General features: G+C 70.2%; 12 protein-coding genes. 10 read left to right on the top strand and 2 right to left on the bottom strand.

The genetic code is table 11. The features are described 5' to 3' along the window. Nucleotides 1-180: 180 nt before the first annotated feature. The 8 genes from recG (at nucleotide 181) to mutM (ending at nucleotide 7,887) form a co-directional block, all read left to right on the top strand. On the top strand, nucleotides 181-2,349 hold the full coding sequence (gene recG, locus ACFV9O_RS04535) for an ATP-dependent DNA helicase RecG (protein ID WP_385412190.1): 2,169 nt from the start codon (nucleotides 181-183) through the stop codon (nucleotides 2,347-2,349). After that, nucleotides 2,333-3,010: a 16S rRNA (guanine(966)-N(2))-methyltransferase RsmD gene (rsmD, locus tag ACFV9O_RS04540; RefSeq protein WP_385412488.1), complete on the top strand. Its 678-nt coding sequence runs from the start codon at nucleotides 2,333-2,335 to the stop codon at nucleotides 3,008-3,010. Before recG ends, rsmD begins: the two co-directional genes overlap by 17 nt. Before the next feature lie 26 nt (nucleotides 3,011-3,036). Continuing rightward, nucleotides 3,037-3,516 carry a pantetheine-phosphate adenylyltransferase gene (gene coaD / locus ACFV9O_RS04545; protein WP_385412491.1) on the top strand — a complete coding sequence of 160 codons (480 nt, stop codon included), beginning with the start codon at nucleotides 3,037-3,039 and terminating at the stop codon, nucleotides 3,514-3,516. Between the two features lie 187 nt (nucleotides 3,517-3,703). After that, nucleotides 3,704-4,741, top strand: a complete 1,038-nt coding sequence (locus ACFV9O_RS04550; RefSeq protein WP_385412493.1) for an ATP synthase F0 subunit B — start codon at nucleotides 3,704-3,706, stop codon at nucleotides 4,739-4,741. 116 nt (nucleotides 4,742-4,857) lie between these two features. Beyond that, a complete protein-coding gene (locus ACFV9O_RS04555; RefSeq protein ID WP_385412496.1) occupies nucleotides 4,858-5,496 on the top strand; it encodes a YceD family protein in 639 nt (212 codons plus the stop codon). Nucleotides 5,497-5,498: 2 nt separating this feature from the next. Further along, the gene (rpmF, locus tag ACFV9O_RS04560) at nucleotides 5,499-5,672 is read left to right on the top strand and encodes a 50S ribosomal protein L32 (RefSeq protein ID WP_026165248.1); all 174 of its coding nucleotides are present in this window, start codon (nucleotides 5,499-5,501) and stop codon (nucleotides 5,670-5,672) included. A gap of 19 nt (nucleotides 5,673-5,691) precedes the next feature. After that, complete coding sequence (gene rnc / locus ACFV9O_RS04565) at nucleotides 5,692-6,501, top strand: ribonuclease III (RefSeq protein WP_385412192.1); 810 nt, start codon at nucleotides 5,692-5,694, stop codon at nucleotides 6,499-6,501. A 504-nt stretch (nucleotides 6,502-7,005) separates the two neighbouring features. Further along, nucleotides 7,006-7,887, top strand: coding sequence for a bifunctional DNA-formamidopyrimidine glycosylase/DNA-(apurinic or apyrimidinic site) lyase (mutM, locus tag ACFV9O_RS04570; protein ID WP_385412194.1), 882 nt, complete (start codon nucleotides 7,006-7,008; stop codon nucleotides 7,885-7,887). Here the strand turns inward: mutM and ACFV9O_RS04575 are convergent. Together ACFV9O_RS04575 and ACFV9O_RS04580 are read right to left on the bottom strand one after the other, a co-directional pair. Further along, nucleotides 7,839-8,249 carry a winged helix-turn-helix transcriptional regulator gene (locus ACFV9O_RS04575; RefSeq protein ID WP_385412197.1) on the bottom strand — a complete coding sequence of 137 codons (411 nt, stop codon included), beginning with the start codon at nucleotides 8,247-8,249 and terminating at the stop codon, nucleotides 7,839-7,841. The genes mutM and ACFV9O_RS04575 overlap by 49 nt on opposite strands. Before the next feature lie 688 nt (nucleotides 8,250-8,937). Further along, a complete protein-coding gene (locus tag ACFV9O_RS04580; protein WP_385412200.1) occupies nucleotides 8,938-9,777 on the bottom strand; it encodes a CAP domain-containing protein in 840 nt (279 codons plus the stop codon). A 143-nt stretch (nucleotides 9,778-9,920) separates the two neighbouring features. Here ACFV9O_RS04580 and ACFV9O_RS04585 point away from each other — a divergent pair, with 143 nt between their 5' ends. Both ACFV9O_RS04585 and ACFV9O_RS04590 read left to right on the top strand, forming a co-directional pair. Beyond that, on the top strand, nucleotides 9,921-10,202 hold the full coding sequence (locus ACFV9O_RS04585) for an acylphosphatase (RefSeq protein ID WP_385412203.1): 282 nt from the start codon (nucleotides 9,921-9,923) through the stop codon (nucleotides 10,200-10,202). Between the two features lie 392 nt (nucleotides 10,203-10,594). Beyond that, a complete protein-coding gene (locus tag ACFV9O_RS04590) occupies nucleotides 10,595-10,813 on the top strand; it encodes a hypothetical protein (protein WP_269728178.1) in 219 nt (72 codons plus the stop codon). Nucleotides 10,814-10,975 lie beyond the last annotated feature (162 nt).

Raw genomic sequence — 10,975 nt, forward strand, 5'->3', positions numbered from 1 at the left:
ATCGCGTGTCCGCGCTCGACGAACCCCTGAAGAAGACCCTCGGTCCCGCGACCGCGAAGGTCATGGCCGAGAACCTCGACCTGCACACCGTCGGAGATCTGCTCCACCACGCTGCGCTTTTCCGGGGGGCGCCCCCCGGACCCCCGGCAGGGGGCGCGTCGGGGCAGGGCGGGAGGCATCGTGCTGGGTGAGTCACTGAGGAAGACGCTCGGTCCCGCGACCGCGAAGGTCATGGCCGAGAACCTCGACCTGCACACCGTCGGAGATCTGCTCCACCACTACCCGCGGCGGTACGAGGAGCGGGGCCAGCTCACCCGGCTCGCGGATCTGCCGCTCGACGAGCACGTCACGGTCGTCGCGCAGGTCGCGGACTCCCGTGTGCTCAAGTTCAACGCCGGGCGCGGGCAGCGGCTGGAGATCACCATCACCGACGGCAGCGGCCGGCTCCAGCTCGTCTTCTTCGGCCGGGGTATCCACAAGCCGCACAAGGACCTGCCGCCCGGCAGCCGCGCGATGTTCGCCGGCAAGGTGTCCATGTTCAACCGCAAGTTGCAGCTCGCCCACCCCACCTACGAGCGGCTGGACGCGGACACCGGCGAGGGTGCGGTCAGTGCGTTCGCAGGGAAGCTCATCCCGATCTATCCGGCCTGCAAGGGGCTGGAGTCGTGGAAGATCGCCAAGGCCGTCGACGCGGTCCTTCCACAGGCCCAGGAGGCCCTCGACCCGCTGCCGCCCGCGCTGCGGGAAGGCCGGGGCTTCGTCCCCCTCCCGGAGGCGCTGCTCAAGATCCACCGCCCGCAGACCAAGGCGGACATCGAGGACGCCAGACAGCGCCTCAAGTGGGACGAGGCGTTCGTCCTCCAAGTCGCCCTCGCCCGGCGGCGTTACGCGGACACGCAGCTTCCCGCCGTCGCCCGCAAACCCGTCCCCGACGGCCTGCTCGATGCCTTCGACGCCCGGCTGCCGTTCACGCTCACCGAGGGCCAGCAGAAGGTGTCCGCGGAGATCTTCGGCGATCTGGCCACCGAGCACCCGATGCACCGGCTGCTCCAGGGCGAGGTCGGCTCCGGGAAGACCATGGTCGCCCTGAGGGCCATGCTCGCCGTCGTCGACGCGGGCGGCCAGGCCGCGATGCTGGCCCCCACCGAAGTCCTCGCCCAGCAGCACCACCGCTCGATCGTCGAGATGATGGGCGACCTCGCCGAGGGCGGCATGCTCGGCGGCGCCGAGAAGGCGACCAAGGTCGTGCTGCTCACCGGCTCCATGGGCGCCGCCGCCCGCCGCCAGGCCCTGCTCGACCTGGTCACCGGCGAGGCCGGGATCGTCATCGGCACGCACGCGCTGATCGAGGACAAGGTGCAGTTCCACGACCTGGGGCTGGTCGTCGTCGACGAGCAGCACCGCTTCGGCGTGGAGCAGCGCGACGCCCTCCGGGGCAAGGGCAAGCAGCCCCCGCACCTGCTGGTCATGACCGCCACGCCCATTCCGCGGACGGTCGCCATGACGGTCTTCGGCGACCTGGAGACCTCGGTACTGGACCAGCTGCCCGCCGGACGCTCCCCGATCGCCACCCATGTGGTCCCGGCCGCCGACAAGCCGCACTTCCTGGCGCGGGCCTGGGAGCGGGTGCGCGAGGAGGTCGAGGGCGGCCACCAGGCGTACGTCGTGTGTCCTCGCATCGGTGACGATCAGGACGAGCCCAGGAAGAAGTCCGCGGAGGACGAGGCCGAGAAGCGGCCGCCGCTCGCCGTCATGGACGTCGCCGAGCAGCTGACGGCGGGCCCGCTGAAGGGCCTGCGCGTGGAGGTGCTGCACGGCCGGATGCCGCCGGACGACAAGGACGACGTCATGCGCCGCTTCGCAGCGGGCGACGTGGACGTGCTGGTGGCCACCACGGTCATCGAGGTCGGCGTGAACGTGCCGAACGCGACCGCGATGGTGATCATGGACGCCGACCGCTTCGGCGTCTCCCAGCTGCACCAGCTGCGCGGCCGCGTCGGCCGCGGCTCGGCCCCCGGACTGTGTCTGGTCGTCACCGAGATGCCGGAGGCGAGTCCCGCCCGGGCCCGGCTCGGCGCGGTCGCCGCCACGCTCGACGGCTTCGAGCTCTCCCGTATCGACCTCGAACAGCGCCGGGAGGGCGATGTGCTGGGCCAGGCCCAGTCCGGGGTCCGCTCCTCGCTGCGGGTCCTGGCGGTCATCGACGACGAGGAGGTCATCGCCGCCGCACGCGAGGAGGCCGTGGCGGTCGTCACCGCGGACCCCGAGCTGAAGGGCCTGCCGGAGCTGCGGACGGCCCTGGACGCACTCCTCGACAAGGACCGCGAGCAGTATCTCGACAAGGGCTGACGCGCCCGCCGGTGGATATCGTGGAGGAGACCGGCCCGCATCGAACGGGACCGAACGAACGGCTAGAAGGACTCAGATGACCCGCGTGATCGCCGGCGCGGCCGGCGGACGTCGCCTGGCCGTGCCGCCGGGCAACGGCACCCGCCCCACCTCCGACCGGGCGCGCGAGGGGCTGTTCTCCACCTGGGAGTCGCTGCTCGGTACGCTGCAGGGCATCCGGGTCGCGGACCTGTACGCGGGCTCGGGAGCCGTCGGCCTGGAGGCACTGTCGCGCGGCGCGTCCCACGCGCTCCTCGTCGAGGCTGACAACCGCGCCGCCCGCACGGTCCGGGAGAACGTACGGACGCTGGCCCTGCCCGGTGCCGAGGTCCGCACCGGGCGGGCTGAGCAGATCGTCCAGGGACCGGCGCCGGCAGCCCCGTACGACATCGTGTTCCTCGACCCGCCGTACGCCGTCACGGACGACGATCTTCGCGAGATTCTCCTCACACTCCGCACCGGGGGCTGGCTCGCGGAGGACGCCCTCGTCACCGTGGAGCGCAGCACCAGAGGCGGGGAGTTCGTCTGGCCGACGGGCATCGAGCCACTGCGGGCCCGTCGCTACGGCGAAGGGACCCTTTGGTACGGTCGCGCCGCCTCTACGTGCGAAGACGCACCATGACCGGACCGGAGAGCGAGGGACTTCAGTTGCGCCGCGCCGTCTGTCCGGGGTCGTTCGACCCCATCACCAATGGACATCTCGACATCATCGCCCGCGCCTCCAAGCTGTACGACGTCGTGCACGTCGTGGTGATGATCAACCAGTCCAAGCAGGGACTGTTCACGGTCGACGAGCGGATCGAGCTGATCCGCGAGGTCACCGCGGAGTACGGGAACGTCGAGGTGGAGGCCTACCACGGCCTCCTCGTCGACTACTGCAAGGAGCGGGACATCCCCGCCATCGTCAAGGGCCTGCGCGCCGTCAGCGACTTCGACTACGAGCTGCAGATGGCCCAGATGAACAACGGCCTGTCAGGCGTCGAGACGCTGTTCGTGCCCACCAGCCCGACCTACAGCTTCCTCTCGTCCTCCCTGGTCAAGGAGGTCGCGGCCTGGGGCGGCGACGTCTCCCACCTGGTGCCGGCGCCGGTCCTCGAGGCCCTGAAGGGCCGGCTTCCGAAGAAGTGACCGAGGGCGTGACGTCGGACGCTGCGTCGGTCGCCGCGTCGGACGTCACCTCCTGACTGACCGTCACCAGGTGTCTGGGGGTGCCCCCATGCCCCCAGGGCATTGGGGGAGGGCGCCGACTGCCCGTACAGTCGTCCCATCCGTCTCCAAATCGGCTGTAGTGACTGTAGAGAGTGGCGAGCACACGGTGGACGTGCAGAAGAAGCTCGACGAGATCGTCGAGGCGGTCGGGAACGCCCGGTCCATGCCCATGTCGGCCTCCTGCGTGGTCAACCGCGCCGAGCTGCTCGCGATGCTCGAAGAGGTCCGGCAGGCCCTGCCCGGCTCGCTCGCCCAGGCGCAGGAGCTGATCGGCGGCCGGGAGCAGCTCGTCGAGCAGGCCCGCCAGGAGGCCGAGCGGATCATCGAGGCCGCCCACTCCGAGCGCGGCTCGCTGATCTCCGACACCCAGATCGCCCGGCAGTCCCAGGAGGAGGCCGACCGCATCCTCGCCGAGGCCCGCCGGGAGGCCGAGGAGATCCGCGCCGAGGCCGACGACTACGTCGACTCCAAGCTCGCGAACTTCGAGGTCGTGCTCAACAAGACCATCGGCTCGGTCGACCGCGGCCGCGAGAAGCTGCTCGGCCGCGGCCCCGGCCTGGACGAGCAGGGGTACGCCGATGAGGACGCCCCCGAGTACAGCGCGGACCCCCAGACGCTGATCCAGCGGGCCGACGAGTACGTCGACGCCAAGCTGGGCGCCTTCGAGGCGGTGCTCTCCAAGACGCTGGAGGCCGTGGGCCGCGGCCGGCAGAAGCTGCACGGCCGCATCGCCACCGACGAGCTCGGCGCGCACATGGCCGCCCAGGACGCCGCCGGGATGCAGCACACGAGCGACGCGGACTATCTCGCGGGGCTCGCGGAGCTGGCGGACCCGGAGCCGCAGCACCAGCAGCAGCCCCACCACGCGCAGCAGCCGCAGCACGTCCAGCCGGTCCCGGCCCAGGCGGATCCGTACACGTACCAGCCGCAGGACGCGTACGCGTACCAGCAGGACCCGTACGCGTACCAGCAGCAGGGGTACGAGCAGGGCTACGCCTACCAGCAGCAGGACCCGTACGCGTACCAGCAGCAGCCCCAGCATCAGCCTCAGCCCCAGGTGCAGCCGCAGCTCGACGAGACCAGCTTCTTCGACACGAGCATGATCGACCTGGAGCAGCTGCGCCGCTACGAGCAGGGTCGCTGACCGGATTGGGCCTACAGCGAACGGTCCAGTATCCTGGCTCTTCGGTCGCGCGTGCGCCGCATCCGATGCTGCGCTGATTTCGCGGCCCCCCACACGATCCGAAAGCAGGAAGAACCCTGAACGCCCGCCTCGACCACCGCAACCCCCTCGTGTTCGACACGCACGAGCTGGGCCGGCGGCCCGGTGCGCTCCAGCGGCTCTCCCGCTCGGTCGCGGCCCCCAAGGACTTCGGTATCGAAGGGGTCGTCGGTGTGCCCGAGGGCGCGCCGATGGAGCTGGAGCTCCGCCTCGAGTCGGTCATGGAAGGTGTGCTCGTCACAGGCACCGTCCGTGCGACGGCCGAGGGGGAGTGCGTAAGGTGTCTGGAGCCGCTGCACCAGGAGGTCGCGGCGGACTTCCAGGAGATGTTCTCGTACCCTGACGCCGACGACCGGGGCCGCCCCAAGGCGGAGCCTGTCGACGACGCCGAGGACGACGAGGACAGGCTCTTCCTCGAGGACGGCTTGCTCGGCCTCGAACCCGTGCTGCGGGATGCGGTGGTGCTCGCACTGCCGATGCAGCCGGTGTGCCGGGAGGACTGTGCAGGCCTGTGTCCCGAATGCGGGATCAACCTGAACGACGACCCGGACCACCATCACGACGCCGTCGACATTCGTTGGGCGGCACTGCAGGGACTCGCCGGTTCACTCGGAACCGGTGAGAAGGACAACATGAGCGGCGCCGAAGCGGGCGTCGACGAGAAGCAGGAGAAGTAGCCGTGGCTGTTCCGAAGCGGAAGATGTCGCGCAGCAACACGCGCCACCGCCGGTCGCAGTGGAAGGCTGCGGTCCCCACCCTGGTTTCGTGTGAGCGTTGCCAGGAGCCGAAGCAGCAGCACATCGCGTGCCCGAGCTGCGGCACCTACAACAAGCGCCAGGTCCTCGAGGTCTGAGCGGCTGGTGAGAGGCTCCATGTCTGACGCCGGCAACAGTATGCAGGCAGACAACGCAAGCGCAGCCTCGTCCCACACGCTTCTGGAAGGGCGGCTCGGGTATCAGCTCGAGTCCGCCCTTCTGGTGCGTGCGCTGACCCACCGTTCGTACGCGTACGAGAACGGCGGCCTGCCCACCAACGAGCGGCTCGAGTTCCTCGGGGACTCGGTGCTCGGACTGGTGGTCACGGACACGCTCTACCGCACCCACCCCGACCTGCCCGAAGGCCAGCTGGCCAAACTGCGGGCCGCGGTGGTCAACTCGCGTGCGCTGGCGGAGGTCGGTCGCGGCCTCGACCTGGGCTCCTTCATCCGGCTCGGCCGGGGCGAAGAGGGCACGGGCGGCCGGGACAAGGCATCCATCCTCGCCGACACCCTGGAAGCGGTGATCGGTGCGGTCTATCTCGACCAGGGCCTCGACGCGGCGTCCGAGCTGGTGCACCGGCTCTTCGACCCGCTGATCGAGAAGTCATCGAACCTCGGTGCAGGCCTGGACTGGAAGACCAGTCTCCAGGAGCTGACCGCGGCCGAGGGTCTGGGCGTGCCCGAGTACCTGGTCACCGAGACCGGTCCGGACCACGAGAAGACCTTCACTGCTGCCGCCCGCGTCGGTGGTGTCTCGTACGGCACCGGCACCGGCCGCAGCAAGAAGGAAGCGGAGCAGCAGGCTGCGGAGTCCGCATGGCGCGCGATTCGCGCGGCCGCGGACGAACGCGCCGAGGCGGCGAAGGCCGCCGCCCCTGAGGCCGAAGGGCCCGCCGACACCCCTTCGCCCCAAGCAACGGCCTGAGCCACACCGCTCCTGCCCCCTGCCGCGCTTTGCGCGGCAGGGGGTTTCCTTTTCCGGTCGGCTGGGCCGGCCTGCCCCGCCCCATGGCGGGGCTTCGCCGCCGGACCCCGAGGTGTGCCCGGTACCGACCGGCGGGCCCGGGTGTCCGTCCGTCCTCATGCGCCGGACGGCTCGGAGCGAGCGCCCCGGGGGGCACCCCCGCGCGCAGGGCGTAGAGAGCGGACGAGGGGGGCCCTGGAATCCAGCCTCGCTGGGGGTCCCCCCGCGCCGCAGGGCGCAGAGGGAGTTCGGGGCGCGGGTTCGGGTGCGGCCCCCCGCAATCCGGGGTCCGGGGCGGAGCCCCCACGCGGCGGAGCCGCACATCGACCAGCCGGGAAGGGGCGGGGTGGGGAGCAGCTCGCCGCAGGCGGCCCCCGGTCCCCAAGGCACAGCCCCCCGGCCCGCACGGGTGACGCCCGGAGGTAGGCTGCGGGCGTCGTCCCGTAGCTCCTCCGGAGGAGACCCGTGCCCGAGTTGCCCGAGGTTGAAGTCGTGCGGCGAGGCCTCGAGACCTGGGTCGCCGGCCGGGTCGTCGCGGAGGTGCAGGTCCTGCATCCGCGGGCCGTACGCCGCCACCTCGGCGGCGCGGAGGACTTCGCCGCCCGCCTCAAGGGCCATCGGATCGGACCCGCACAGCGCCGGGGAAAGTACCTCTGGCTGCCGCTGGAGGACAGCGGCGACGCGGTGCTCGGCCACCTGGGCATGAGCGGGCAGCTGCTCGTCCAGCCGGAGGCGGCCGCCGACGAGAAGCATCTGCGGATCCGGGTGCGGTTCGCCGACGACCTCGCCACCGAGCTCCGCTTCGTCGACCAGCGCACCTTCGGCGGTCTTTCGGTGCACGACACCACACCCGAAGGTCTCCCGGAGGCCATCGCCCACATCGCGCGGGACCCGCTCGACCCCCGGTTCGACGACGACGCGTTCGTCACCTCTCTGCGCCTGCGCCGTACGACCGTCAAGCGCGCCCTGCTCGACCAGTCGCTGATCAGCGGGGTCGGCAACATCTACGCCGACGAGGCCCTGTGGCGCGCCAAGCTGCACTACGACCGGCCGACGGCGACGCTGACCCGGCCCCGGGCCGCCGAGCTCCTCGGGCATGCCCGGGACGTCATGAACGCGGCCCTCGATGCCGGCGGCACCAGTTTCGACAGCCTCTACGTCAACGTGAACGGCGAGTCGGGGTACTTCGACCGCTCCCTGGACGCGTACGGCCGCGAGGGCGAGCCGTGCCGCCGCTGCGGCACCCTGATGCGTCGGCGTCCCTGGATGAACCGGTCCAGTTACTTCTGCCCGCGCTGTCAGCGCCCGCCGCGCGTCGCCTCGTCACCCCCGCGCGTCGCGTCGTAACGCTCCCGCGCCGTCAGCACCTCGGGCATCCGGCTCTGCACGAGCCGGATCAGACCGAGCAGCCGCTCGGCGACATCCCGCCCGAGCGGCGTCAGCTCGTAGTCGACCCGGGGCGGATTCGTCGGCTGTGCCTCGCGGTGCACCAGCCCGTCCCGCTCCAGGGCCTGCAGCGTCTGCGACAGCATCTTCTCGCTGACGCCGTCCACGCGCCGCCGCAGCTGGTTGAAGCGGCAGCCGGACTCGTACAGGGCGCCCAGCGTCAGGCTGCCCCACCGCCCGGTCACATGCTCCAGCGTGCCGCGCGACGGGCACTGCCGGTCGAACACGTCGAAGGCGAGGTCGTCGTCCACGACAGCCACCATACGCCTGCGCTTACTGGAAGTTAGTGGTTGGGAAGGCGTGGCCATCCCAGCGCAACTTGTTGACCTGCGGTGATCTCGTGACTGGTTGTCGGCACTGTCACCATTGGCCACCCTCGCACGGCCCAGAGACGGCCCGGACCGAAGCAGTGTGGGACGAGGTGAGACCCTGACCGGGTGCCCGGTCGGGGTCTCCTGCCTTACGTGCCCGGGTCGTCCGCCCAGCGAATGAAGTAATAGGGCCCGTAGAGCAAGCACAGGACCAGGACGGCGACCCCCGCCGTCAGCACGATGATCGTGATCTTCCATCGTCGTGACATGTCCACCCCTCCCCTCTGAGTGCCCATTGTGTGGGAGCGACCTCAGTCTCGGAAGCAGGGAATCCGCCCCGCTGCCGTCCGGTTCTGGCGACCGGCACCCGCCGACGCCTTCTCCTCGGCCCAGGTGCTTGCTTCGGCCGCGCGACCGGCGGTGAGCCGGGGAGCGGAAGCGAGCCGCCGGACAGGAAGTGCGCTGTGAATACCTCGGCCACCATGACCCGGGTTTCACGCTGCGGACCTACACGCGTCCGATGCCGTACGAGCGAGACCCGTACGCCGGCGGCCGTGGACGCAGTCCGGGCCGCCTCGGGTGCCAATGGCGGCCCCGAAACGGCCCAGAAAGGTTCATGGGTCGCTGACCAGCGGAAATCTCAGAAGCCGAAGTCCTGGGTCCACCACGGACCGCCGTCCGCGAAGTACACACCCACGCCCATCGTCCGGTAGTCGCAGTTGAGGATGTTCGCGCGGTGGCCGTCGCTGTTCATCCACGACCGCATCACCGTCTCCGCGTCGGCCTGCCCGCGGGCTATGTTCTCCGCGGCCATCCCGGTGATGCCGGCCTGCGCGGCCCGGTCCCACGGGGTGTCGCCGTCCAGGTCGGTGTGGTCGAAGAAGCCACGCGAAGCCATGTCCGCGCTGAACGCACCGGCGAGCGCCCCCAGCGACGCGTCCGCGCGCACCGGGCTGCAGCCCACCTTGGCGCGCTCCTCGTTCACCAGCCTCAGCACCGCGGCCTCCGCCGCGTCCGCGCCGGTCGGCGCCTTGGACCTGGGCGGCTTCGGGGGAGCGGCCGGGGCCTTGCTCTGCGGAGCCTTGGTCCGCTGCGCCGGCTTCTCGGGCGTCTTCTTCTGCGGGGCGGCGGGCTTCTTCGCCTCGGGCGCCTTCGTCTTCGGCTTCGACGGCGTCGCGGACACCTTGCCGGACGTCGAGGACGCGCCCGCGGACGCCGAGGCCCCGGCGGTGGGGCTCGCGCTCGCCGAGGGGCGGTCCGATGGCGTGGCGGACGCGCCGCCCTGGGCGCTCAGCTGCCCGGAGGCCGACTCGCGCACCTGCTGACCGCTGGTGCTGCTTCCGCCCATGACGAACTTCTCGCCGCCCGGCAGCAGACCGGAAGCCACGGCCACGGCGCCCACCGCCATGGCGGCGGAGGCTCCGAGCAGTCCGGTACGTACGGGCACTGCAGCCCGCTTCTTCCGGCGGTGGCGTCCCATCCGCTCGCCCTTTCTCTTCTCGACTTCACACTCGATGACAGAGAGACTCACCCGAACGAGTGAGGCCCATTGCTGCGCGACTGTACGCGAAGAGCCGGGAGGGCGATGTGATCCGAAAAGAATTGGTCGGTTAGCTTGCGCGCATGAATGAACATGCGCGGCTGACCGCCTGGGTACGCGGCCGAGTACAGGGAGTGGGCTTCCGATGGTTCACCAGGGCAAATGCTTTGGAGATCGGCTGCCTCCACGGCTTCGCCCTCAATCTCGACGACGGCAGAGTGCAGGTTGTGGCGGAGGGGCCACGTGAGAATTGCCACCGTCTCCTGGACTGGCTCCAGTCGTCCGACACGCCCGGCAAAGTCGACGGAGTCACCGAGATCTGGGGCACTCCGCGCGGGGGCTACGACGGGTTCGCGATCCGCTGAGGGAGTCCCCGGAGAGGCCCGCTGGGCGGACACGTGATGTGTTCAGATGACTGCCGACAGCACGCGTGTTCGGGGGAAACGGCCTGGTGGTTGCCAATAACGGTCTCGCCGTGCCAGGCTGCGGGGGTAAGGATGATCTCCACGCCCCCAGGGCCCCGCTGGAGCGCCGCCGCCGTCACTTCGACGGCCGTGAGCCCCCGGGCTGTCCGTTGATGCGGGGCGTGATCGTGTTGACCGTCAAACTTTTTGGTGAGACGCTGGAAGCCCCGCGCACCTTAGCTGTTTGGCAGTACGAACCGCGTGATGTGAAGCCGCTGCCAGACACCGCGGGTGCGAATCCCTCACGACCCACACCGCATCGGTCGGTCACTCAGTGTGGAGGACCATCCATCATGGCAAAGGCGCTTCTCGGTTACGTCGGCGGTTCCGACCCGCGACTCCTCGCCGAGATGCGACGGCTTCAGCAGCGCGTCCAGGATCTGGAGTCCGAGCTCGTACGGATCCAGTCCGAGAACGACGCGCTGAGCGCTGCCGCCGCACAGCACCGTGGCGAGTCGCTGCTCGAAGGCATCGACATCGACGTACCCAAGGGCGAGCCGGCGCTCACCTGACTCCAGTCCCCGTCGGGGATCAGGTGAGAAACACTCTCGCAAGGTAGGTACGCAAGGGACGCTTCGGCGTCCCTTCTTTCTTTCCTCTCCCCTTTGTCTCCCCCGGTGTTGGGCTGCGTTTACCGTGCTTTACCGTCTGATGTGCCCTGCACCTTCATAGGT

Origin of the sequence: Streptomyces sp. NPDC059909 (assembly GCF_042730885.1) — a bacterium.
Classification (GTDB): Bacteria; Actinomycetota; Actinomycetes; order Streptomycetales; family Streptomycetaceae; genus Streptomyces.